This window comes from Streptomyces sp. NBC_00019 (genome assembly GCF_045041015.1).
Classification (GTDB): domain Bacteria; phylum Actinomycetota; class Actinomycetes; order Streptomycetales; family Streptomycetaceae; genus Streptomyces.
This window is the reverse complement of sequence record NZ_CP108303.1, coordinates 382840-406922: the sequence shown is the minus strand read 5'-3', so window position 1 is coordinate 406922 and position 24083 is coordinate 382840. Positions and strand designations below refer to the sequence as shown.

Annotated in this window: 20 protein-coding genes, 1 tRNA gene and 2 pseudogenes; 17 read left to right on the top strand and 6 right to left on the bottom strand. The window is 68.5% G+C overall.

Annotated elements, in window-relative coordinates; genetic code table 11:
* Positions 1 to 520: 520 nt before the first annotated feature.
* Both OHU89_RS54375 and OHU89_RS54370 read left to right on the top strand, forming a co-directional pair.
* Complete coding sequence (locus tag OHU89_RS54375; protein WP_331737248.1) at positions 521 to 3085, top strand: Helicase associated domain protein; 2565 nt, start codon at positions 521 to 523, stop codon at positions 3083 to 3085.
* 443 nt (positions 3086 to 3528) lie between these two features.
* Positions 3529 to 4521, top strand: coding sequence for a DNA-binding protein (locus OHU89_RS54370; protein ID WP_405638624.1), 993 nt, complete (start codon positions 3529 to 3531; stop codon positions 4519 to 4521).
* Here the strand turns inward: OHU89_RS54370 and OHU89_RS54365 are convergent.
* Positions 4464 to 5644, bottom strand: a protein-coding gene (locus tag OHU89_RS54365; RefSeq protein ID WP_331737784.1) for an IS3 family transposase whose coding sequence is annotated in 2 segments (ribosomal slippage) — positions 4464 to 5380 and positions 5380 to 5644 — 1182 coding nt in all. Because the reading frame shifts where the segments join, the coding sequence is not laid out codon by codon here. The two genes, OHU89_RS54370 and OHU89_RS54365, sit on opposite strands and share 58 nt — an antisense overlap.
* A 295-nt stretch (positions 5645 to 5939) precedes the next feature.
* Between OHU89_RS54365 and OHU89_RS54360 the strand changes: the two genes are divergently transcribed.
* From OHU89_RS54360 to OHU89_RS54325, 8 genes are all read left to right on the top strand, one after another.
* Positions 5940 to 6767 carry a TnsA-like heteromeric transposase endonuclease subunit gene (locus OHU89_RS54360; protein ID WP_405638625.1) on the top strand — a complete coding sequence of 276 codons (828 nt, stop codon included), beginning with the start codon at positions 5940 to 5942 and terminating at the stop codon, positions 6765 to 6767.
* On the top strand, positions 6764 to 8896 hold the full coding sequence (locus OHU89_RS54355; RefSeq protein WP_331737782.1) for a transposase: 2133 nt from the start codon (positions 6764 to 6766) through the stop codon (positions 8894 to 8896). The genes OHU89_RS54360 and OHU89_RS54355 overlap by 4 nt, the downstream gene beginning before the upstream one ends.
* Positions 8897 to 9003: 107 nt before the next feature.
* A complete protein-coding gene (locus OHU89_RS54350) occupies positions 9004 to 9972 on the top strand; it encodes a TniB family NTP-binding protein (protein ID WP_331737819.1) in 969 nt (322 codons plus the stop codon).
* A gap of 308 nt (positions 9973 to 10280) precedes the next feature.
* Positions 10281 to 10862, top strand: coding sequence for an acyl-CoA dehydrogenase family protein (locus tag OHU89_RS54345; RefSeq protein ID WP_331737779.1), 582 nt, complete (start codon positions 10281 to 10283; stop codon positions 10860 to 10862).
* A gap of 1053 nt (positions 10863 to 11915) precedes the next feature.
* Positions 11916 to 12119, top strand: a complete 204-nt coding sequence (locus OHU89_RS54340; protein ID WP_405638626.1) for an acyl-CoA dehydrogenase family protein — start codon at positions 11916 to 11918, stop codon at positions 12117 to 12119.
* Between the two features lie 309 nt (positions 12120 to 12428).
* Positions 12429 to 12902 carry a hypothetical protein gene (locus tag OHU89_RS54335; protein WP_405638627.1) on the top strand — a complete coding sequence of 158 codons (474 nt, stop codon included), beginning with the start codon at positions 12429 to 12431 and terminating at the stop codon, positions 12900 to 12902.
* A gap of 35 nt (positions 12903 to 12937) precedes the next feature.
* Complete coding sequence (locus OHU89_RS54330) at positions 12938 to 13561, top strand: hypothetical protein (RefSeq protein ID WP_331737772.1); 624 nt, start codon at positions 12938 to 12940, stop codon at positions 13559 to 13561.
* Between the two features lie 93 nt (positions 13562 to 13654).
* A complete protein-coding gene (locus OHU89_RS54325; protein ID WP_331737771.1) occupies positions 13655 to 14362 on the top strand; it encodes a helix-turn-helix domain-containing protein in 708 nt (235 codons plus the stop codon).
* A gap of 134 nt (positions 14363 to 14496) precedes the next feature.
* On the opposite strand, the gene OHU89_RS54320 is transcribed toward OHU89_RS54325, so the two are convergent.
* Positions 14497 to 14790, bottom strand: a complete 294-nt coding sequence (locus OHU89_RS54320; RefSeq protein WP_405655329.1) for a transposase — start codon at positions 14788 to 14790, stop codon at positions 14497 to 14499.
* 13 nt (positions 14791 to 14803) lie between these two features.
* Positions 14804 to 14971: pseudogene (locus tag OHU89_RS54315) on the bottom strand (IS30 family transposase); the annotation flags it as partial.
* Positions 14972 to 15048: 77 nt separating this feature from the next.
* On the opposite strand from OHU89_RS54315, the gene OHU89_RS54310 reads away from it, so the two are divergent.
* From OHU89_RS54310 to OHU89_RS54285, 6 genes are all read left to right on the top strand, one after another.
* Positions 15049 to 16107, top strand: a complete 1059-nt coding sequence (locus OHU89_RS54310; RefSeq protein ID WP_331737816.1) for an RNaseH domain-containing protein — start codon at positions 15049 to 15051, stop codon at positions 16105 to 16107.
* A 337-nt stretch (positions 16108 to 16444) separates the two neighbouring features.
* Entirely contained in the window at positions 16445 to 16726 is a 282-nt protein-coding gene (locus OHU89_RS54305; RefSeq protein WP_331737767.1) for an HU family DNA-binding protein, read from the top strand.
* 199 nt (positions 16727 to 16925) lie between these two features.
* Positions 16926 to 17132: a cold-shock protein gene (locus OHU89_RS54300; RefSeq protein WP_030578348.1), complete on the top strand. Its 207-nt coding sequence runs from the start codon at positions 16926 to 16928 to the stop codon at positions 17130 to 17132.
* Between the two features lie 53 nt (positions 17133 to 17185).
* Positions 17186 to 17259 (top strand) — tRNA-Met (locus OHU89_RS54295).
* Positions 17260 to 17927: 668 nt separating this feature from the next.
* The gene (locus OHU89_RS54290; RefSeq protein WP_331737765.1) at positions 17928 to 18467 is read left to right on the top strand and encodes a helix-turn-helix domain-containing protein; all 540 of its coding nucleotides are present in this window, start codon (positions 17928 to 17930) and stop codon (positions 18465 to 18467) included.
* 55 nt (positions 18468 to 18522) lie between these two features.
* Positions 18523 to 19353 (top strand): IS5 family transposase, encoded by an 831-nt coding sequence (locus OHU89_RS54285; RefSeq protein WP_331737763.1) that lies wholly within the window; start codon positions 18523 to 18525, stop codon positions 19351 to 19353.
* On the opposite strand, the gene OHU89_RS54280 is transcribed toward OHU89_RS54285, so the two are convergent.
* The 3 genes and pseudogenes from OHU89_RS54280 to OHU89_RS54270 form a co-directional block, all read right to left on the bottom strand.
* A complete protein-coding gene (locus tag OHU89_RS54280) occupies positions 19350 to 20120 on the bottom strand; it encodes a hypothetical protein (protein ID WP_331737761.1) in 771 nt (256 codons plus the stop codon). The two genes, OHU89_RS54285 and OHU89_RS54280, sit on opposite strands and share 4 nt — an antisense overlap.
* A 1220-nt stretch (positions 20121 to 21340) precedes the next feature.
* Positions 21341 to 21742: pseudogene (locus OHU89_RS54275) on the bottom strand (transposase); the annotation flags it as partial.
* Between the two features lie 85 nt (positions 21743 to 21827).
* Positions 21828 to 22621, bottom strand: a protein-coding gene (locus OHU89_RS54270; RefSeq protein WP_405655342.1) for an IS5 family transposase whose coding sequence is annotated in 2 segments (ribosomal slippage) — positions 21828 to 22282 and positions 22282 to 22621 — 795 coding nt in all. Because the reading frame shifts where the segments join, the coding sequence is not laid out codon by codon here.
* Positions 22622 to 22978: 357 nt separating this feature from the next.
* Here OHU89_RS54270 and OHU89_RS54265 point away from each other — a divergent pair.
* Positions 22979 to 24013, top strand: a complete 1035-nt coding sequence (locus OHU89_RS54265) for an NlpC/P60 family protein (RefSeq protein ID WP_331737759.1) — start codon at positions 22979 to 22981, stop codon at positions 24011 to 24013.
* Positions 24014 to 24083 lie beyond the last annotated feature (70 nt).

The following is a 24083-nucleotide window of genomic DNA, read 5'->3' as shown; positions in this document are numbered from 1 at the left end:
ACGCGCCGCCGCTACGCGGCGGCCCTCTGCGAGCGCTCCGCGCTCGCCTTTCCGGCGGCTCCGCCGCCGGCGCGGGCCACTCCGTGGCCTGGAGACCGGATCGCTCCGCGATCCGGGTGACGGAGTCCGCTCCGCGGCCTCCTTGAAGGCGCCAGCAACAAGGAGGGTTACTCATGGGCTGCTTGACGGGCTGTCAGGAGTTGCTGGCGATCCGTCACCTGAAACAGGCTGACGGTTGACGGTGCGGAACACCGTACCGCTCGGAGAAAAGAGAACCGGGTCCGATCGGGTTGAGACTCCGACCATGCCAGTCCGACCACTTCGAACCAACCCCAGCCAAGCTGGTGTGTCAAAAGGTGAGTCGAGGTAGCTTGGAACCTCAGAGCGCATACCCTTTTGTTCGGGAGGAGCAAGAGAAAGAGTCAGGGATTCAGCGGACAATTATTTCCATCATTTCCCGATTATTCGGCTGACCAACGCCAAAGAATTTAGCAGAGAAACCCCGTAGCGGGAGAGAAGAATGTCGACAGGACAGGTACTGAGGCCGCATCAGGTCGAGGCGGTCGACGGGATCCTGAGGGTCCTTCAGACGCCTGCAGACGGGCACCTGCCGGACAAGGGGCTGCGGTGCCAGTGCATCGCAGCCACCGGCTCCGGCAAGACCCTCATCGCCGCCGCCACGGCCCAGAAGCTGGGCGCGCGGCGGGTGTTGGTGCTGATGCCGACGTTGAACCTGCTCGTGCAGACCGCGGCCGCCTGGCGGCAGGGGGGTGGCCGGTCCGGGGCGATGATCGGGGCGTGCTCGCTGCCCGCCTCGGACTCTCAGGGGGTCCCTTGCACCACGGATGTGGATGAACTCCTCGCGTGGACACGGGACTTGGACACGGTGACGGTGTTCGGCACGTACGCGTCCGTCGGTGTTCTCCAGCGGGCGCACGCGGCCGGTCTTGCGGCGTGGGACCTGGTGGTGGTCGACGAGGCGCACCGCACCAGCGGGGACGGGCTGAAACCGTGGGCTGCGGTGCACGACCAGCAGAAGATCCCCGCCGCGCGACGGCTGTACATGACGGCAACGCCGCGGGTGTGGGAGGCCGGCGAGGCGCGGTTGGTGCCGCGGCTGGTGGCGAGCATGAGTGAGAACTCCCCCGTCTTCGGGCCCGTCGCCTACAAGCTCACCCTGTCCGAGGCCATCGGACGCGGCCTGATCGCGCCCTACCAGGTCGTGTGCGTCGACATCCGTGACCCGGAGTACGGGCGCCGGGAGCAGCTCGGTTCGGGCACGGAGCGGGTGCGGGGGGCGCGGCTGGCCGCGCTGCAGGCCGGCGTGCTCACCGCGGCCGCCGGGGAGAACCTGCGCAAGCTCCTCACGTTCCACTCCCGCGTCGCCGAGGCCGAGGCCATGGCCGAAGGCATCGTGGACGTCGCGACCAGGTTGTGGGAGGACGATCCGCGCACGTATCCGGACCCGAAGCGGGTGTGGGCGAACTGGCTGCACGGCGAGCATGCGCCGGCGCATCGGCGTGCGGTGTTGGAGGAGTTCGACTCCGATGTCATCGAGCACCCGGCACACGAAGACGCCGGGCCCGAGCTACTGCCCGCCGCGCTGCGCGTCCTGGCTTCGGTCAAGGTGCTGGGCGAAGGCGTCGATACGGTCGCAGACTCGATTGCATTCGGCGATGTGCGCGGCTCGATGGTCGATATCGTGCAAATGGTCGGCCGCGCACTTCGAATGCGGCCAGGGCAGGGGAAAATCGCTTCCCTGATCGTTCCGGTATTCCTCGCCGAGGACGAGAACCCCGACGACATGCTCACTTCTCCGGCGTACGGGGCCTTGGCGAAGGTCTTGGAAGCGTTGCGTGCTCACGACGCGGACACCATCGAGGCACTCGCCGACTCCCGTCCCCGCAGCGGTAGTTGGGCACAAGAGGACGCTGATGCGGACGAGGCTGGTGATGGCGAGCGCGAATTCCTGGGTGCCGTCGAGGACCTGAACGGCGGTGAGCCGGCGAATCCGGTGAGCGCGGGGGCGCGGGAGCTGCTGAAGTTCTCCAGCCCGCGCGATCCGGCGCAGCTGGCCCGGTTCGTGAGGCTGCGGGTGCTGGAACCCGAGGGCGAGTACTGGCGGCGCGGGATCGAGGCCGCGGCCCGGTACGTGAAGGAGACCAGCGCGAGGCATCTGCGCGTGCCGTACGACTTCGTCACGCCCGAGGACTGGTCCCCGGCCGGCTTCCCGCTCGGGGTGTGGCTGAAGACGCAGCGCCAGGCCAACAAGGCGGGGCGTCTGGACGGCGAGCGGGTCGCCGAGCTCGATGCGCTGGGGATGGTGTGGTCCCACCAGGACCTCGCCTTCGAAGAAGGCCTCGCCGCGGCGCGGGAATGGGCTGGTGAGCACGGGCACTTCCTGCCCCCGGTGGGTGCGGTGTGGAACGGCTACCCGGTCGGGAACTGGGCCAAGGCGCAGCGCGCCGCAGCGATGCTGGCCGACGAGATCGAGGCGCGGGGCGCGGTTGGCGAGCCGGTCGGCTCTCAGGCCGGTGCCTTGCCCGCCTCGCGACGCGAGGCGTTGGAGGAGATCGATCCCGAGTGGTGCCCGGCCTGGGACATCGGCTGGCAGCGCGCCTTCCGCCTCGTACGCATCCATGTCACGGCGGGCGGCTCGGTGCCGGGCGAGCCGGGTGACGTCGTCGTCCAGGGCGAGGATCTGGGGCGCTGGGTTAAGACACAGCGGCTTGCCTGGGATCGGCTGCCGATTGCGCAGGTGTGGCTGCTCGAGAACGTCCTCGGCCTCGAACCTGCGGGTGAGGATGAGCGCCCCGTGCGCCGGACGCAGGACGACAAGTGGATGCTCAACCTCGCCGCGGCACGCCAGTTCCACGCCCGCGAAGGACACCTGAACGTGCCGAGGAAGCACGTCGAGGAGCTGCCGGTCGCCCTCGCCGGACCCGCCGCCACCGGGCGCGAGATCACCCCCGAGGACACCGTCCTGGTCGACCTGGGCATGTGGCTCGCCAACGTACGCCGCCGCGCCGACAAACTCACCGACCAACGACGAGGCGACCTCGACGTACTCGGCATGCGCTGGTGAAGGGCCAGAAGGTGGCGAGCGCGGTGAATGGGTCTTGCAAGCGTGGCGGTGCTCGGGGTCGCGGGGTCTTCCGTGTGGTGCCGTTAGGTGGGGAGACGACATTCTCATTGATCTGTCGCCTCGCGGGCCGGTACGGGATGCCAGAGGCGGCGTTGCGCTCGGAATGGCGGTGGCACGGCTCGCGGCCCCGGCATCCGGGCGGGGGCGTGAGGGCGGATGCCGAGGTGGTACTGAATACGGCGGGGCGGCAGGTGCTGGCGGGCTTGTGCGGTGTCGACGGCGCGGTGATGACGCGAGCATTGCCCTCTTGGGCGCACGAGGATGCCGCGTTGGAGGACAAGGGCGCCGGGGAGCCGGCGGCTGTCTGGCGTGTGGGTGGTGCGGTGGCGGGGCCCGTGGCCTTCGGCTGCCGCTTGTGTGCTGCACGGCGGTCGGGTGCGCCTGTGGGGTGGGTGCGGTACGCGGCGCGGTGGGAGCGGGTGTGTGTGCGGCACGGGCGGTGGCAGCTGGATGCGGACGCCGACCAGGAGTTGGAGTATCTGGATCTGCGGAGCCTTCCGGAGGTGGTCGCGGCGCGGCGGCGGTGGGCGGGTGTGGCGCGGCGGGCGGTGCGCAGCGGGGTGGAGCCTGAGCGGGTGTTCGCGCTGGCGTATGCGGTGGTGGCCCGGTGGTGGGAGCAGGCGCTGCACTGGGAGGAGGAGAAGGTGTGGCCGCGGCGGCTGCACCAGGTCGCCGGCGGTAATGCGGGCGGGGAGCTGGAGCGGTGGCGGATCGTGGGACGCGATGCGGTCATCTTCCCCGAAGTGGTCGCTGTCGCGGACGCGTTGCTGGATCCGGTCATGGAGCAGCTGGTGTGGGTGGACAGTGGGGCGGAGCGGCCGCGGCCGCTGCCCGTCGACGGGGCGTTCTGCCGGGCTCTGGGCGAGCGTGTGGGCCGGCCGTGGCTGGGCCCGCTGGCGGCGACCGACTATGGCGGACCTTTGATCGCTTGGATGGGAGCCGTTGTACGGGCGCGCCGCGGCCATAACAGGCCTGATCCGTATGCGAAGGATCGGTGGTGGGTGCGCCAGGAGCTTCAACCCGCCACTATGGCTGGGCAGTTGCGGGTGCGGGCCAAGGAGAAGAGGGCGCCCGGTTCGGGCACGAACTGGCGTGCTGTGGTGCCTGCCGAACAGCGTTTCCTGATCACCAACCTCCTCGGTGAAGCCGAGGAGCAGGTGTTGCTCCTGCGCGGCGCGCAGGTCGGGCCGACCGCTGATGCGGCCCGGTATCTGCTGGAGACGCTGAGCCGTGGCACCGAGCTCCTCGACCGGGCGCTGATGCAGATCATGGCCGTGAGGGGCCTCGCGTTTTCCGGACAGGCTTCTGACCGTTTGTTTCACGCGGCGATTCGCAACGTCTCGTACTCGGCGTGGACTTCGCGCGGAGGGCGGTAACCCACCGCCGAATGGAGGCGTTTGCGATTGTACCAGAATTCGATGTAGCGAGTGATGTCCTGCCGGGCGTCCTCGCGGGTCAGGTAAGTCACCCTTGATACGCGCTCGTTCTTCAGGGCGCCGAAGAATGATTCGGCCATGGCGTTGTCGAAACAGATCCCGGTGCGGCCGGCAGATCTGCGGAGCCCGAAGTGGTCCAGCATCCTCCCGAACTCGGCTGACATGTAGTTACTTCCGCGATCCGAGTGAAATATCGCGTCGGCCGCGAGGTTCCTGTTCCGTGCCGCGTTACGGATCGCCCTGGATATCAGGGGGGTTTGGTAGTGGTCGTCCATCGCGTAACCGATGACTTCCTTCGTGCAGCAGTCGATGACCGTTGCGAGGTACAGCCAGCCTTCCCCGGTCGCGATATAGGTAATGTCACCGACGAGCTTCTCGCCGGGCGCATCCGCGGTGAAGTCGCGGCCGACGAGGTCCGGCACCTGGCCGGCCGCAGCCTGAGTGAGGTTGAACCTCTTCGGCTGTGGCAGGCAGGGCACCAGGCCCAGTTCGCGCATGAGGCGGCGGACCAACTCCACGCCCGCGGCGACGCCCCAGCGGTGCAGCTGGGCCTGGATGCGCCGGTGCCCATAGGTGCTGTCGGACATGTCGAAGGCTTCCTCGATGAGCAATTTCAGTTCTTCGCGCCGCTGAGCTGTCGCGGATTCCGGGCGGGATCGCCAGTCGTAGTAGCCGGATCTGGAGACGCCAAGTCGGCCGCACATGAACTCGACGCTGTATGCGCACTTCTCGGTGTCGAGCCGCATCTCGTCGATGAACTCGTACTTGCTTGCTACCGGGGATCCTTCGCGAAGTACGCTGCGGCTTTTTTCAGGAAGGTAACTTCCATCTCCAGCTCGCGGTTGCGTCGTTCGAGTTCCTTCAGGCGCGCCCGCTCGTTCACCGTCAGTTCCGCATCGGGGGCCGGTTCCTGCTGCTTCTGGTACTTCTTCACCCAGCCGCGTAGCGTCTCCGAGTTCAGCTCAAGCTCCCGGGCGACTTCGGAGATCGTCTTGCTTGACCTCAACGCGATCTGGACGGCTTCCTCGCGGAACTCCGGCGAGTACTTACTGGGTGGCGCCACTTCTTCCTCGTTTCCTTGTTCAGGACAACCCTATTGGGTGCCTGTCCGGAAACTTCGTGGCCCCTCACCGCCGCTGTGAACGCCGGAGTGGGACTGGAGGAGGTGGCCGGCTGGGCTCGGCTGTCGCCGGAGGAGGCGGCGGTGATTCTTGGGGCGTACCGGGGTGTGGACGGCCAGTAGGCCGGAGTGCTGCCGCTGCCGGGGACGGGGGCCGGGCGCTGGGTGTAGCGCATGGCGCGGTGTCGTGTGATCAGAACGCATAAAGCAGGTCCGGCGGAGCGGGAGCGCCGGTTGGGTGGGGTGGGTGATCGGCAGGAATGCGATGGGCCGGCCTGGTGACGGGCCGGGGCTGATGGATGTCGAAGCTGGGACAGAGTTCGAGGCCGTTTTCGTTGGTCCGGCGGGGCGGGCGGTGCGGCAGCAGTGGGCTGGCGCCGCGGTGACGGTGCCGTTTGAGGAGTTGGATCCGGTGTCGTCGTTCCCGGTGGTGCCGGGACGGCGGTGGGGGCCGGGGCTGTGGTGGTCGGCGACCACCGGGCGGCACGTGTTGGCGGGATCGCATGCGATGCGGGTGCAGTTGATGGTCCTCGACCGTGATCCGCGTGTGGTCGGGATGGCGGGCCGGCCGGTGCGGGTGCTGTGGCGGGATGGGCGGGGGCGGGAGCGGTCGTGGGTGCCGCAGCTCTTCGCCCGGTACGCGGACGGCACCGGCATGCTGGCCGACTGCCCCAGCCACGCCGAGGCCGGCGGGGAACGGGCGCTGCGGGCCGCGGCCGTGTTAGCGGAGGCGTGTGCGCAGGTGGGGTTCGTCTACCGGCGCTTGGAGCGGCTCGATGAGTTGGTCGAGGCCAATGTGAAGTGGCTGGCCGGCTACCGGCACCCACGAAATCGGGGACGGGCGGGACTGCTGGAGGACGTGGTTGAGGTGTTCTCGCAGCCGCGGCCGCTTGTCGAGGGGGTAGCGGCGGTTGGTGATCCGCTTGAGGTGCTTCCCGCCGCGTTCCACGCCCTGTGGGCCCACTTGTTGGTGGCGCCGCTGGATGTGGCGCTGCATGAACGTGTTCTGGTCCATGCCGTGCGGGAAGACGCTGAGGGCGCGAGGGTCCGCGGGGAGGCCAGGTGAGCGGGGTGAGGCCAGGCGGGCGGCCGGTGGTCGCGGTGGGGGCGTATGTACGGTTTCGCGGTCTGCGGTGGCAGGTCGTCGCGCTGGCCGGGCAGCAGTTTCATCTGACCGGTGAACAGGGAGCGGATGAGGTGGTGCTGGCCGGGCATCTGTTCGCCGATCCTGCCTTCGCGGTGCTGGGGGCGGAGCGGGCTCAGGCGGTGCCGCAGTGGGGGCTGTTCGAGACCGCCCCGGCCGCTGCGCGGGAGAAGGCGCTGGCCTGGCAGCGGCACATCCGGGAGGTGGAGTACGGGCGCCCCGATGGGGAGGACAGCGGCGGTCAGGTGCGGCCGGAGTACAACCCGGAGCGGTGGACGCTGGCCGAGCGGGAGCAGGCCAAGGCACGGGAGCTGACGGCGCTGGGCTTTGGTCGGGTATCGAGGTCGACAGTGCAGCGCATGCGGCTGGCCTACCGCAAGCAGGGGCTGTGGGGGCTGGTCGACCACCGCACCGCCCGCAGTCCTGGCGGCGGTGACGGGCGGCAGGACGAGCGGGTCGTTGCTGCGGTCAAGGACGTGCTGCGCGGCCAGCGGGGACGTTCCAAGGGCACCGTGAAGGCGCTGATGCCGCTGGTCGCGCAGCTTCTCAAGGACCGGCACGGGGACACGGTGGCGATGCCGGCGCAGGCCACCTTCTACCGGCTCGTCAACCAGCTCGCCCACCCAGCCGACCACCCGGGCACTGCGGTGCGCACGGCGCCGATCACGGACGACGGGCGCGCCCTCACCCCGACCGTGGCGCTGCGGCCCGGGGAGCAGGTCCAGATCGACACCACCTGCCTCGATGTCCTGGCGCTGTTCGAGGACGGCAGTGTGGGGCGCCCCGAGCTGACGATCGCTGTCGACGTGGCCACCCGGGCGGTCCTGGCGGCCGTGTTGCGCCCGGGTGGCACGCAGGCCGTGGACGCCGCCGTGCTGCTGGCCGAGATGGCTGTGCCGCACCCGGCGCGGCCGACCTGGCCCGATGCCCTGCGCTTGGCCCACAGTGCCCTGCTTCCCGGACAGCGGCTGCTGTCGCTGGACGAGCGTTTTGAAGGTGCGGCCGCACGGCCGGTGGTGGTACCGGAAACGGTCGTGGTGGACCGGGGAAAGGTGTTCCTGTCGAAGGCGTTCACGGGTGCCTGCCAAGCACTCGGGATCAGCGTGCAGGCCGCCCCGCCGTTCGCGCCGACAGCCAAGGGCATCGTGGAACGCACCTTCGGGTCGATCAACACCCTGTTCTGCCAGCACCTGCCCGGCTACACCGGCTCCAATGTCACCCGCCGCGGCAAGGATGTCGCACGTGAAGCCTGCTACAGCGTCGCGCAGCTGCAGGACCTCCTCGACGAGTGGCTCGTGCACTTCCACCATCGCCCCCACGAAGGGCTGCGGCATCCGCTCCTGCCGAAGATCGCGCTGTCCCCGAACCAGATGTGGGCGGCCCTGGTCGCCATCGCCGGATACGTGCCCGTGCCGTTGAGCGGCAGTGACTACCTGGAGCTGCTGCCGGTGCGGTGGCAGGCCATCACCGACCGCGGCATCCGCCTGCACCACCGCACCTACGACCACGACCTGCTCGGCCCCTACCGAGGCCAGACATCGGACGTGGCCGCCCGCGGCGGGAAATGGGAAGTCCACACCAACCCGCACGACGTACGCCAGATCTGGGTCCGCCTGCCCGGCCTCGGGCTGACGGAGATTCCCTGGATCCACCGTGAGCACGCCCACCGGCCGTTCAACGACCGCACCTGGCAGTACCTGCAGACGATCACCACCCGCCGCGACGGCCATGACCGCTACGAGGCAGATCTCGCCGAGGCCCTCGACCAGCTCATGCGCCGCGCCCGCGCCGGAACGGCCACCCGCGACGAGCAACACCTCCTGGCCCGTCACGCCCCCGTCCGCACTCCCCCACCACGAGCCGTTCCCGGGCCCGGCGTTCAGGAACAGGAGGAGGGCGCACCAGCCACCGCGGAGGCGGGAGGCGACAGCCTCGACGACCTCGACCAGGACACGCAGGGCGCCGCCGGGAACGAGGACGAGACCTTGGACGGTCCGGCGGTGGCCGGATACGGGCTCTACGACGCCCTGGAGGAGGCCCTCAAGTGGTGAACCACCACCGCCCCGGCACCGCCGGCACCGACACGATGGCGGGCGTGGGCAGGGGCGAAGAGAGTGTGCCCGCCGACGAGGATGCGGCGGCCGGCGGGGCGTGGCCGGTGACCACCTGGCAGGGCTGGCAGCACTTCGCCACCACCCCGCCCCTCGCACCGCCCGCCCCCGGCGACCCGGCGCGCAGCGAGGAGGAACGCCTGGCCTACCACTCCGCGTTCGTCACCGTACGCACCCCGGCCATCGACACGCTCACCACGAACGTACGGACCCTGATGATCCTGGGACGGCACCAGCAGACCACCGCCCGCCCCTCACTGATCGTCACCGGCCCGGCGGCCGCCGGGAAAACCACCGCCCTGCTCCACGTCGGCCGGGCCTGCCACCTCGCGCACAGCCACAATCACCCGCCGCCGGCGGGCTCCGCGCACCCCCAGGTGCCGGTGGCGTATGTACTGGTCCCACCTGCCGCGAGCGCGAAAGCACTCGCCACCGAGTTCGCCCGCTACCTCGGCATCCCCGTCACCACCCGCATGACCCAGGCCCAGATCACCGACGCCGTCTGCCACACCTACAACCGCGTGGGCGTCCGCCTGGTCATGATCGACGAGATCCACCGCCTCAACCCCCGCACCACCACCGGCGCCGAAACCGCAGACCTCCTCAAAGACCTCACCGAACGCATCCGGGCGACCTTCGTGTACGCGGGCATCGACGTCACCGGCACCGCTCTGTTCTCCGGAGTCCGCGGAGCCCAACTCGCCGCCCGCGCCAGCCTCGTGGAATGCGGAGCGTTCCCCGCACGCCTCGGAAAACACCAGCCGTTCAAAGAACTGATCACGGGCGTGGAAGCCGCCCTCGACCTCCGCGCACACCGGGCAGGCACCCTGGCCCGCCACGCCTCGTACCTCCATCAGCGGACCGCAGGAAGGATCGGGAGCCTGACCCGCCTCATCCGCCAAGCCGCGATCACCGCGATCCTCGACGGCACCGAACGCATCACCAAAACCAGCCTCGAGACGATCCGCCTCGACCACCTCGCCGAAACCCACCACCGCCCCACCGGCAGGAAGTAACCACCCACCAGGTGCTGAGCAGGACCAACCCCCTGGCCAGCACCAATGCAGCCGGTGCCCTTAGACGCAGAAGCCATCTGCAACAAACCCCAGAATTCTCAACAAAGTTGAGATAGCCCCTGTTCAGAGCATTACAAGCCCGCAGCGCCTTACCAACAACCCGTTCTCACCCAACCTGCAACACCCCAGCCCACCCCACACCCCGCACCCCAACCACCACCCCGCCAACGTCAACCGCCAAACTCGGCCTGCACGGCTTCAGCTTCGGACAGATCACCCTCGACCGCGTCCGCATCCCGCCACGCAACGTGCTCGGCGAGGTAGGCCAAGGGCTCGCCGTCGCCCAGTCCAGCAGCGTCCTCTACGGCCGCCCCAACCTCACCGCCCTATCCCTGGGCCTGCACGAGCAGGCCGTGGCCCTCACCGCCCGCTACCTCAGCCAGCGCCCCCGTTACACCGGCACGCTCGCCGATCTCTCCGTCGTACGCGACCGGCTCGGGCGGATGTCATCGAGGCTGATCATGGCGCGGATCCTCGCCTACCACGCTGTCGACATGCTCGACCACCACCTCGCCTGCGACGACGAACTCATCACCGCCAAAGCCCTCGGCCACGAACTCGCCGCCGAAACCGGCAACGACGCCATGCAACTCCACGCCGCCAACGGCCTGGGCACAGAACTACAGATCGGGCGCATCTGGCGCGACATGCAAACCACCTACGCCCCAGCCGGCACCGGCGAAATCCAACGCAAACGCCTCGCCGACACCCTCCTCCACCACCACACCGACACGACCGGTCCGGCCGACGAGCAACCACACCTCCCGTGGTCAGTGCTGCATGCCGCCCGCGGCCAGCCATCTGTCCCCGAACCACCCCTGCCCGTCTGACACTCCACGCTCCCGCGCACGGTCACTCCCCGTGACTCCCCACGATCGTGCGCGGACCCGTCCCACAGCCGGCCCCGCTCCGGCGCCGCCTGTGGGACACCCGGTGCGGCATCCGCAGTGGCCGCAGGTGCCGCACCGGACCCTCCGGCCAGGGAAACGACCCGGTGATCCGATCCCCGGCCGGAACCCGGTGCGGCGTACGTCCTGGGCAGACACGCGCCGCACCGGGCCCCAACTCCACAGCCCGCGGCAATCCCTCACTCCTGTCCGGCGGCCCGGATGACGACCGGGCCGGGTCGCCGGACAGGGCACACCCCCGGTGCGGGGATTCGTTCCCCCACGGCCCCCGCACCGGGCTTTCAACACGCCAGCTCCCTCCCAGCCGAAAAGGACAGACACCGTGCAGCTTGTTGCGACCCCGTTGGGAAAGCACCGCCTCATCCTGCGGCCCGGCAGCACCAAGGCCGTGCAACTCCCCCACGCCCGGTTCGAGGAGCTGCGCGCCCTGTCGCTTGCTTCTGCCTTTGTCCCCGAGTGGCTCATCCGCCCCGTCCGCGCGCAGTGGGGCGTGGATCTGGCCGGCTTAAGGGCCTGCGACGTGCTCATCATGCGTGAGGCTGGCCCGTACGAGTTCAGCCGCGCCACGTTGGAGATCAACCTCGGCTGTGACTACGACTGCGTCATGTGCTCGCTCGGCGCGAAGCGGCAATGGAGGAATTCCCGACACTCGAAGGAGGCTGATAGCCACCACCGCGCACCAGGCGACCCTCAGCCCAGAGGCAGACCCGGACCTGATCAAACGAGGTCGGCGTCCAAGCCGTGTTGCGGGTCAAGTACCGGTAGCCGACCCACTCCTGCGCCAGGCACTGACTGGCGGTCAGGAGGCCGACCACCTTCGCCCGGTGCGCCGCAGGCATCCACTCGACCAGGGCACGAGTCTCCCCTGCGTCGATGGCCTTCTCCTTCGCACCTCGTGCGAGTCCGAGCTCCAGGAGCGCGCCATAAAGTCGCTCAGTAGGCTGAACCGTTGGAAGGCCCCGCTCGCTGGCCGTCTTGGACGCGGACTTCCCCATCGAGCGCGTCTGGCGGGACATGCAGAGCACCTACGCACCCGCCGGGACCGGTGAGGTCCAGCGCCGGCGCCTCGCCGAGAACCTCCTCCAGCAGGAGGACGAGACCGGTGCGCGCACCCCGTGGTCCGTGTTGCATGCCGGGCGCTTCCAGCCCCCCATCGTCGACCAGCCAGTCGGCGTCTAGGAACTCCCGCGCACGCTCACCCCCGTGTGTCCGCAGGACCGTGCGCGGGTCCAACGTCTCACGCTCGGCACCCCCCGTGGCCGAGCGTGAGACACCGGCCCGGCGCGGGGAAGACGGTGCGGCTTCTCCTCCCCTATGAAGACGCCGCCTCCGCCCCCGCGCCGGGCGCCACCACCATCCCGCCGACCGCACAGGGAATGCCCCGTGACAGCCGTCCTGCCCGCCTTCGTCCCTCAGTTACTCAACCAGAGCAAAGACCCCACGGAGATTCCTCAGATCGACCCTTCGCACGCTGAAGGCTGGCTCAGCATGCTCGCGTCGAGGATCCTCAGCGTCCTCGACACGGGCACCTACCGGGCAGACGGCTCGTTCCTCGCCCACGGCTACGCGCATCTTCCCGTCGGGCTGCCGGACGGCCCCCTGACCTACCTTCGGGTGACGACACAGTCCGGCCTGGCGCCCTGGCCGGTACGCGCCACCTCCGTGGTCCTGACGCTCTCCGGCTCACTCGAGCTGGAGATGTACCAGGAGATGGACGACTCCCTCGCCCAATGGCCGCGCTACGCAAGCCTCTTCGGACCAGAAGAGGTGTTCGCCGTGCACGCGGAAACACTCTGCGCCACCCGAAGCAGCTCCGACGCCCTGCACCTGCTGGCCATCGAGCGGCCTGCGAAGCCTGGTGGTTCGCCACTCACCCCCGACGAATACTCCCGCGCCGCGCACCGGGCACGCGAGGTCCTCGAAGGCGTCTCACTGGCCAGTGCGGCAGGGAGGCGTCCCTGAAGACCGCAGACTCCTGGCTGCCGCAGGTCCCGTGTATGGACACGACCGACCTGGACTACGTGCAGCACGTCATGCGCAGCATTCTTGACCGGCTGGCCGCAGACCGGAACCTGCTCACCACGCTCGTCGACGAGGTCGTGCATCATCCCGCCCGCCTGGCAGCGAGCCGTGTCACGCTCCTGCTGAACCGGCTGTCGCTGTGGGAGGCCCCCGACCACAGCTTCGAAATCCGCCTCCATATGAACCCGCGGCCCGAGAACCAACTCGTACCGCACAACCACTGCTACGCGTTCGCCACACACATCCTGACGGGCGGCTACGTCCACGTAGTCCGGCGCCGCACCGACGGCTGGCAGGGCCCGTTCACCGGCGCCGACCTCCAGCCGGCCATCGTGACGATCGAACGCCCCGGTAGCTCGTACGCGCTCGATCACTTGATGGTGCACCAGGCCGCGATGACGCCCGACACCGTCACCCTCTTCATCCGCGGCCCCCGCCGAAAGACGGCCTCCCACGCCGCCGAGGAGCTCATGCCCTCCGAGCAGTCCTGGCCCGAGTCCGCCGTACCCGGCAACCAGCCCGAACAGTCACACTCCGCCACCGTCGACGAATCCCTGACGATGCGCCGCTACCTGCGAGACCGCCGAATCATCAACTGACCCCCGCCGGATTCCCCAGCCCCTACGCCGTAGCCGCCCGCCTGCGACACGACAGGCAACGGCGAACACCCCGAACGACACGAGGAGTTTGCGATGGCCGACGTACTGACGACCGATCCCCCCGCCTGGCACCACTACGACAACGGCGCCCGCGCCGTACAGGCCGGCTCCGGGCTGTGGGCCATGTCTCACAACAGCAGCGGCCAGCACATCGACTGCGTGAACGGCACTCGCCACGTGTCGCAGCGACCCTGGAATTCGCCTCACGGTGGAGCCTTCGGCGTCCTCCGGGAGACAGACACCACACAGGAGGATGCCATGCCAGCCCACCGCGCCCTGAACGCCAAACAGGAGAGAGAGGTCCGCACCCTCTACGCCCACGGCCTCAGCTCAACCGAGTTAGCCCAGCGGTACAGCGTCACGCACAAGACAATCCTCAAAGCCATCCCGCAGAGCGAGCGCCGGGTGCCGGGCGGAATCCCCCTGCGGCAGGACCTGCCGATGCACGAGATCGTGCCCCGGTACCAAAGCGGCGAGAGTGCAGCCGCCCTGGCCGACGAGTACGGGGTCAGCGCGACCACTTTGAAGACAAGGTTGCAGGACGCGGGCGCCATGAGCCCCCTCGCCCGGATCAGCACCCCTGAAGGTAACCGCGCCCTGGTCCAGGAGTACGAAAACGGGGCGACACTCGACAGTCTCTCTGCCCGCCACGGGCCGTCTCGACTCACGATAAAGCGGCTTCTGGAAGAGAACGGAGTGACGATCCGGCGGCGTGGCCCCAGAAGCAGCCGCAACCGCTGACAGGGGCCCGGCTGTGACGGAACAGCTTCTGACAGGTCATTGGGCCGGTTCGCCGTTGGCATCGATCTGAACCACTCCGGGTCTGATGGAGACTCCGGACTGTCCCGAGTTGAGTGGAGTCAAGTTGCTTGGTTTCAGGCGGATTGCGGGACTCGTTCCCGGCTCTGCCAGAAGTCGCGTTCGTACTCGGCTGGTGGCACGTAGTCAAGCGCGGAGTGCAGGCGTTCTTCGTTGTACCAGGTGATCCACTGGAAGATCGCCCGTTCGACCTGGGCGGGGTCCTTCCAGGGGCCCTGCATCTCGATCAGCTCGGCCTTGAAAGTGCCGTTCAGCGCCTCGGCCATGGCATTGTCGTACGAGTCCGCGACGGAACCGACCGACGCGGAGGCGCCGATGTCCGCGAGCAGGTCAGTGTATCGAATCGACACATATTGGGCGAGTTCAATTGATCGTTGCAACACCCGGCTGTTGCAACGAGCGTAGCTGCTCTTCGAAGACCTCGGCCAGCGTCCGCCAACCGAGGATCTTGCGGGGCCGGTTGTTGATCGCCGTGGCGACGGCTTCGAGGTCCGTGGACGACCACAGGGAGAGATCGGTGCCCTCGAAGAAGCCGTTGCCCGCGCTGCGGATTTCCGCGGCTCCTTCAAGACGAAGACCGAGCAGCGCATCGGCGCCCTGGACACCTACTGCAAGACCTGCCGGCGTCCCTTCGCCGAAGTCACCGGGGAGGACTGCGAAGCCCTCGTCGACAACCGGCACCTGATCGGCGGAGACCAGTCGGTGCGCGCGAAGCGCAAGCCCGCCCCGGCCCCGCCCCCTGGCGCGAAGCTCGTCAAGGGCGGCACCTACAGCCGGTATGGCCTCAAGGCGTACGTCGCCGGCGTTTCGGCCTGTTCGGGTATGCACCTACGGGTACCTCGGTTCGCCGTGCGTGGCAGGAAGACGCGCTTGCACCTCGTCGAGGACGCGACGTGCGAGCTGGTCGTCACTGGCGGCCCCAGGCCGCGGCGGAGGCGGCCTTCGGCCGGGGCACCATCGGCCGCGAAGGACACGCCCGCCACGAAGAAGACGCGCTGCTGGCCCGTCAGCACGTCGAATCCGCTCTGAAAGTCCTGCCGACCGACCGACCGCTGATCATCTTCGTGGACACGGAAGCCTGCCGCACCATCTGGCCCGGCCTCCAAAACGTGCGCTTCGGCACCGGGCCCCTGCCCGGCGATGACCTGCGCACCCCCACACGCCCCGTAGCCGTGGTCGCCATCAACACCGCCTACGGCGAAGTCCCCACTCCGGTGGAGAACACCGCCAGCACCCGCCAGAACCTCAAACGCCCTCCCAAGCCCCAGAACCGCCTCTACCGCCGCACCACCACCACCGGCCTCACCAGCTGGTACATCGCCCAGGCATCCCGCACCTACGAAGGCTTCGGGGGCGCCGGCAGCATCGGCGGGCTCCACACCCGCTTCACCCTCCCCAAGGACGACTGGGCCCTGCAGCGGAAGGACTGGCACAGCTTCACGGCCGCCCAGATCACCGTCCCCCACGCAGGAACCTGGGTTCCGAAACAACTCGCGGCACTCTGCGCCCAGTTGTGCCACCAGTCCCTGGCCTGGGACGCGCGCACCCGCCACCCGGTCCCGCTGCAAGTCGCCGGCGCCATGGACCGCTCCCACCCCGAATACCGGGGGCCGAGCATCGAACCTTCCGCCGCACCCGCAGCTGATGAGGCCGAAGATGGCATGTAGTGGGCGCAGACGGGTGTAACCACGGATAATCCGGCTGGATACAAGATCTCGCTACCTGCTCGCCGAACACGGCGACAGCCAGGAAACGCCGATCCGGGCTTCCCACCCAAGCCGGGCCGAGCACGCAGAAGGTGACCGCCGCGATCCTCGCCGATCCCGGCATCGCCCACGCGGCCCGGCGCCCCAGCATGTCCCCGGCTAACGCCAGGCCCGGGCTGTGAACGACCCGCCGCCAGCACCGGGCGCAGCGTTGTCAGACCCCGGTGACAGGATGACGCCAGAAGAGCCGTGTCCGCCCAGCGGCCGCGGCACCCCGAGCAGCACGGAGCACCCGCCCATGAACCGCAGTGAGCTGATCGCAGTCGTAGCCGAGCGCGCTGAGGTGACCCGCAAGGACGCCGACGCCGTGCTGGTCGCGTTCGCCGAGACCGTCGGCGAGATCGTCGCCAAGGGCGACGAGAAGGTCACCATCCCCGGCTTCCTGACCTTCGAGCGCACCCACCGTGCCGCTCGCACCGCGCGCAACCCGCAGACCGGCGACCCGATCGAGGTCCCGGCCGGCTTCAGCGTTAAGGTCTCCGCCGGCACCAAGCTCAAGAACGCCGCGAAGGACAAGTAGGCGCCTGCCTCCCGCCGGCAGCGGCCCAGCACCGAAGAGGCCGAGGCCCGATGGGCGGGCACAACGGCACGCCTCACCCGCAGGAGCCGGATTGGAATCCCGCCCACGGGGTAGAACGGTCGCCGGGCATCCTCCAGTGACGGACGATCCCACCCCCAGACCAGCCGGGATGCACCGGCAAGATCGAAGGACAAGCAGCATGGCCAGCGGCACCGTGAAGTGGTTCAACGCCGAGAAGGGTTTCGGGTTCATTCAGCAGGACGGCGGCGGACCGGACGTCTTTGCGCACTACTCCAACATCTCCGGCAACGGCTTCCGCGAACTCCTCGAAGGCGAGCAAGTCACCTTCGACGTGACCCAGGGCCAGAAAGGCCCCCAGGCCGAGAACATCGTCCGCCGCGGCTGACCTGGAAAATGACGCCGCCCCGCGAGAACCACTGTGTAAAGTGGCCTCACCGACGCGGGGTGGAGCAGCTCGGTAGCTCGCTGGGCTCATAACCCAGAGGTCGCAGGTTCAAATCCTGTCCCCGCTACTGACCGAAGGGCCCGGATCTCCGTCCGGGCCCTTCGCCGTGTCCGAACCCCGCACCATTCCCGCGTCCCGCCGAACCTGCCACTCCAGCGACCAGGCCCTTCACCACGAACGTCACCCGGCATCAGCAGCAGCCACAGGATCCGGGCCCTGCCCTACCCACCCGGGCCGCATCCGCGCTCAGACCGTGCGGGCGCCCGATCTGCTCCCAGGTAGCGCCCACCTCCGATCCGCGAAACGCACACCGCAACGCCAGCGACCACTGGGCACTCGCGGACTGGCGGCGCGCCATGGGTCTACGGCGCCCAGGACGAGAGGCGGCACAGGCTCCGACCGGGCGGGTACAGGAGCACGCGCCAGCGGTCCGACTGACGCTGAGCGGCGCGTAGGGCTGGCGGGCCAGCCCCAGCACCCGGCACGTCACCGCCACCGGCACAGGGCACTCCCGCGACCGCTCCCCAAGATCTGTCCAGAGCCCAAATAGCGCCGCCCTAGCCAAGCCAGAACAGTTCAGCCTGACCTATTTATGGGGTGGGACTGAACCGTCGACCCTCACGGCCCCGTGTTGTGTCTGAACACTTCCGGACCATGGCCCGCTCGACCACTGGAGTGCGCGCCGCCGCGGCACCGGATACACGAAGGACTGCAACACATCCCGAAGGGCCTCACATGTTCAAACCCGGGCGTCCCAAGGCGGTCCTGCACCTCATGGACAGCGAGCACCGCAAGCTCGTCAGACTGGCCGAGGACGCGCGCACACCTCGCGACATCGCCCTACGGTGCAACATCGTCCTGACATGTGCCCAGGGTGTCACAAATCGCGAGGTGGCACGCCGGATCGGAGTCAGGGAGGAAACCGTGGGCAAGTGGCGTGCTCGGTTCGTCCAGGAGGGAGTCGCCGGACTGTGTGTGCCATCGCGCCGCAACCACGGTGGCCGCCCCAAACCGGTGCTCTCCCTGAGCGAGGACGAACGTCTCCGCTTGGAGGAGATCAAGAAGGTCGGCCCTCCCAGCGCAGCCCTGCTGAGCACGGTCCTCCTGGCAAGCGCCTCCGGTCTCACCAACCGGGAGATCGCACGGGCGAACGGCCTGGCCGAGCACACCGTGGGACGGTGGCGGGCGCGGTTCCTGGCCAACCGGCTTCTGTGCTTCGGGGCCGACGGTCTCCCTGGCCGCCCACGTGCGCGCTTAGGGGTCCTTGCGGAATGACCTTGTTGTGGCACGGTGGAGATGTATGTGATCCCGTGTTTTGTGGGGTGTGACCATGGCGCGGCGGAAGCCGTGGGAGGTCAGTGACGAGTTGTGGGCGGTGATCGAGCCGCTGTTGCCGAAGCATGAGCGTCGTTTCCGGTATCCGGGGCGCAAGCGGATCGGTGACCGCAGGACCCTGCAGGGTGTGCTGTTCGTCCTGTACACCGGTGTCCAGTGGGAGTTCCTGCCGCAGGAGTTGGGGTTCGGTTCGGGTCCTACCTGCTGGCGGCGTCTGGCCGAGTGGCAGGAGGCCGGGGTGTGGGAGGAGCTCCAGCGGGTGCTGCTGGATGGGTTGCGGGCAGCCGACCGCCTCGACTTCTCCCGCGCCACGATCGATGCGTCCCACGTGCAGGCCAAGCGGGGGCGAAGCAGCCCAAAAGTCGGCCCGAGCCCGGTTGACCGCGCACGACCGGGCTCGAAGCATCACGTCCTGACCGACGCCCGCGGCACTCCGCTGCGGGTGTCTCTGACCGGCGGGCACCGCAACGACGTCACCCAGCTCCTGCCCCTGATCGACAGTCTTGGGCCGGTGCGGGGCAAGCGGGGCCGGCCACGGTGCAAGCTCCGCGTGTTATACGCCGACCGCGGCTACGACCACGACAGTTACCGGCGACGGCTGCGCGAGCGCGGCATCGTTCCAAGGATCGCCCGGCGGGGGCAGCCGCACGGTTCGGGCCTGGGCTGCGTCCGGTGGGTTGCCGAGTCCGCGATCGCCTGGCTCCACGGGCCCCGCCGCTTACGGATCCGCTGGGAAACCAGAGACGACATGCACGATGCATTCCTCCAGCTCGCGCACTGCATGATCCTCGCCCGCAAAAACCCAGCACTCTCAAAGCACCACTAAGCAGGGGTGCGCGGCTGAGTACCGGGCCGAAGCTCGATGCGAATGGTGTCGTCGTCCACGATGACGTACGTGGGATCCGTGGCCTTACTCCACCCCAGGCCCAGCAGGTAGTAGCGCTGATCACGCTGGATCAGCAACCGCAGGCCGCTGTAGCGGTACCGGTAGTGCGCATCGGGTCCCAGATCCTCCACATGCGGGCCGGGCGCAGCGATGCTCAGCGGCTCGGTGCTCAGCACGATCACGGCCACGCGGCGCACCAACTGGTCTGCATCGCGGTGCGCGTCCTGACGGCCGAGCTGCCCGGCTATCAGGGCCACCACCCAGATCAGAAAGAGACCCGCAACCAAGACAGACACGGCACGCTCCCATGCGGGCCTGCGCGGCTCACCCGCAGGAGCAGCACTGCGCGTCTGGCCGAGGAGGAGTCCTGCTGACACAAGCAAGGGCGCCGACCAGGCGGCAGGCTGGATCCACCGCCACAACACCATCAGCACGACCCCCGCGGCGACGAACGCCGGATACGCCCGCGCCGCTGCTTGCCCGAAAACGCGCAAGCGGCGGACATGGCGTTCTGCGAGGTGCAGGGTGATCAGCAGCCGTGGAACAGCCGGTACCAGCAGCGCCAGGGCGACGGCTACCAGAGCCGGCAGCGTGGCGAGCCGCAGGCTGCGCATCCCCAGTTCCAAAGTGCTGAAGCCCATGGCAAAGCTATCCACGTGGAAGTAGCCGAAGTAGGCGTTGGTGTAGATGGAACCGGCGTAGAGCATCAGGCCGCCGACGAACGACGTCGCTCCGAAAGCCGAGTTGACAAGCTCCAGCCGACCGCCTGTGTCCGTATGCGGGTCAGGCGGCGGTGAGGCGTTCCCGTCCCCGAGATGGCGGTGACGTGCAGGCCCGCGGCGGACCTCGCGGCGGGGTCGGTGGTCAGGCGGGCGGAGCGTAGCGGAGGGAACTGCCGGCTCCTGGGGTACGGCGGCGCCCATCCAGTCAGCCCTCCTCGGGTGGCATGCCGGTCTCCGGCTCGGTCGGGGATGCCGAACACGTGTTGCCCGGACCCGGTGTCGGGCTGCACGGGGTCGGTGTCGGCTCGTTGCTGGCCGTGGCCATGGTGCCAGGCTCGTCAGGCGGCCCGGTGTCCGTTGGAGGCGGTTCCACGGGGGGAATCCCCGGGTCCCCGTCTGCCCCTCCACCGTTGTCCCGGTCAGCCAGGACACCGCCCCTGCCATCCTCGTCGGCGGCAGATCCATCGTCGTCACTCCGACCGCTGCCGGTGCTGCGCTCGCCGCTCTGGCCGTTGACGGTTCCGCCGCCGTCGCCCTGGTCAGCCGGGGTTCCGCTCTCCCCGCTGTGCCCGGGAGTCGTCGGCCCTGACGGGGTAGCTGCTGGCACCGAGGCATCAACAGGTGGATTTCCGCCAAGTGGCTCTCCCGGAGTGCCACACCCTGCAGCCCCAAATCCCAGGAGCACCGCCGTGACAACAGCGGTAGCAGCCCTGCCCCCACTGACGCCTCCCGGGCGCACTCGTATCCGTTTCCTCGTCACAATCTGCAATACTTCACGGCCCGTAGAGGCAGGATCAACTAGATACAGGCATTGCACACATGTACGGATGAAACCATAGAAACCGCTGCACGAATGCGCGCTGGTGTCCTGCGTCAGTAGTTGATCGTTAGTAGTTGCGTGACTTCTGCTGCTGGCGCGTCAGTTCCTTGCAGCGGCCCCAAGTTGGAGCCGTTGCTGCTGTCTGCGGAGGAGCGGGCGGCGTTGGAGCCGTGGACGCGTCGGGCGACATCGACCCAGGCGTTGGCCCTGCGGGCTCGGATTGTGCTGGCGTGTGCGGGGCCGGAAGCACCGCCGATCGTCGCAGTCGCCAGGGATCTGCGGGTGGCCGCGGACACAGTCTGCAAGTGGTGGCGGCGGCTTCGCACCGAGCGGCTGGACGGCCCGGCAGCAAGCACCACATCCTCACCGACGGACAGCACATCCCGCCCGGTCGTGCGCGGTCAACCGGGCTCGGGCCGACTTTTGGGCTGCTTCGCCCCCGCTTGGCCTGCACGTGGGACGCATCGATCGTGGCGCGGGAGAAGTCGAGGCGGTCGGCTGCCCGCAACCCATCCAGCAGCACCCGCTGGAGCTCCTCCCACACCCCGGCCTCCTGCCACTCGGCCAGACGCCGCCAGCAGGTAGGACCCGAACCGAACCCCAACTCCTGCGGCAGGAACTCCCACTGGACACCGGTGTACAGGACGAACAGCACACCCTGCAGGGTCCTGCGGTCACCGATCCGCTTGCGCCCCGGATACCGGAAACGACGCTCATGCTTCGGCAACAGCGGCTCGATCACCGCCCACAACTCGTCACTGACCTCCCACGGCTTCCGCCGCGCCATGGTCACACCCCACAAAACACGGGATCACATACATCTCCACCGTGCCACAACAAGGTCATTCCGCAAGGACCCCTAAGAAGCCGTCTCATTTGGTGAGTCGGCGGTAGCAAATGAGGGTGCAGGCGATGGCGGTGAAGGCCATGAAGTGTTCGGCTTTGCGTTCGTAGCGGCGGTGGAGCCGACGGCAGCCGGCGAGCCAGGCCATGGTGCGCTCGATCGTCCAGCGGTGGCGGCCCAGCCGTGTGGAGGATTCGACCCCCTTGCGTGCGATGCGGTGCGTGATACCGCGCTTGCGCAGCCATCGACGCAGGTGGTCGTAGTCGTAGCCCTTGTCGGCGTGCAGCTTGGCGGGCTTGCGTCGGCGTGGGCCGCGGCGGGAGCGGATCGGCGGGATCCCGCGGACCAGGGGCTGCAGGGCCTGGCTGTCGTGGAGGTTGGCACCCGATATGCCGACGGAGAGGGGCAGACCAGTCCGCTCGGTGATCAGGTGGATCTTCGAGCCTTTCTTGCCCCGATCGACAGGATTCGGACCTGTCAGGCCCCCCCTTTCAGGGCCCGCATGTTCACCGAGTCGATCGCACACCTCGACCAGTCCAGGTCTCCGCGAGCGCCGAGTTCGTCCAGCACCAGGCGGTGCAGTTTGGCCCAGACCCGGGCCCTGCTCCATTCGCTGAACCGGCGGTGCGCGGTCGGCCCCGACGGGCCGAAGGATGGCGGTAACTGCTTCCATGTGCACCCTGACGTGGCCACGAACACAATCGCGGCCAGCACCTCGCGATCCCCGTACCGCTGTCGGCCACCACCTTGTGGCCGTGTCGGGGCTGGCGGCACCACCCGCGCGAACAACTCCCACAGCTCATCCGGCACCAAGCGCTCCACGATGTCCACGACCGCAGACTATCGAACACGCCAAATGAGATGTCCTCTAAGTGATGATGCCTTGGCCGACGCGGCCCCGGCGATCCCGCGCAGGGCACCGTGAAACCTGTCCCATCGGCGGGAGAGGGAAGGTGTCAACAACACTCAGGAAGACAGCGAAATAGCAGACATATAGATGCGGCGGAGCCCACACAGAACACTTCGACATCAGAGCACGTTGTCGCCGCCAGGTGTGACCGGCTACAGTCGCAGCGAAGTTCTGCCACCCGATCCATGTACGAAGTGTCCGTGCGTCGGACACCATTGACCGCCAGTCAGGTGTTAACAGGCGGCTAAGACCAGAAGGAGTTCGCCTCCGTGGCGTCCCACCGTCGACCCAAGCAGCCGAGCCGCACGCGCGTGACCGTGCTGACCACAGCTGCTGCCGCTGCAGTCGCTCTGAGTGCCAACGCCGCCAACGCGGCGCCGAGCGAGAAGCCCAGCAAGGACGAGGTCAAGTCCAAGGTCGACAAGCTCTACGAGGAGGCCGAGCAGGCCACCGAGAAGCTCAACGGCGCCAAGGAGAAGCAGGAGAAGCTCCAGAAGGAGATCTCCACGATCCAGGACAACGTCGCCCGCGGCCAGGAGGAGCTCAACGACCTCCGGGACTCCATGGGCCTGGCCGCCGCCGCCCAGTACCGCACGGGCAGCATCGACTCCTCCCTCCAGCTCTTCCTGTCGTCGAACCCGGACGACTACCTGGACAAGGCATCCACCGCCGACCAGCTCAGCGCCCAGCAGGTCGACGCGCTGAAGAAGATCCAGGAGAAGCAGCGCGAGCTCGCGCAGCAGCGCTCCGAGGCCTCCGAGAAGCTCAAGGACCTCTCGAGCACCCGCACCGAGCTGGCCAAGAAGAAGAAGGAAGTCCAGGGCAAGCTCGGCGAGGCGCAGAAGCTCCTCAACACGCTGACGGCCACCGAGAAGGCCGCCATCGCCGCCGAGGAGAACCGCGCCAGCCGCTCCGCCAGCGAGCGCGTCGACCTCGGCAGCACCGCCCCCGCCTCCGGCCGCGCCCTCGCCGCCTTCCAGGCCGCCCAGGGCAAGATCGGCTCGCCGTACGTCTACGGCGCCTCCGGCCCCTCCTCCTTCGACTGCTCGGGTCTGACCTCCTGGGCCTTCGCCCAGGCCGGTGTCGGCATACCGCGCACCTCGCAGGCCCAGGCCAACTACGGCACGAAAATCTACAGCCAGTCCGACCTCAAGGTCGGCGACCTGGTCATCTTCTACGGCGACCAGCACCACGTCGGCTTCTACGCCGGCAACGATCAAGTCCTCCACGCCCCGCGCACCGGCACAGTCGTCCGCTACGAGTCGATCGGCAACATGCCGTTCCAGTTCGGCGTCCGGATCTGACCTCGGCCGGCCCCGACACGTGCCTCGTCGACTTCGGTGCCTTCCCCGCCTGCATCGGCACCACCGAGCC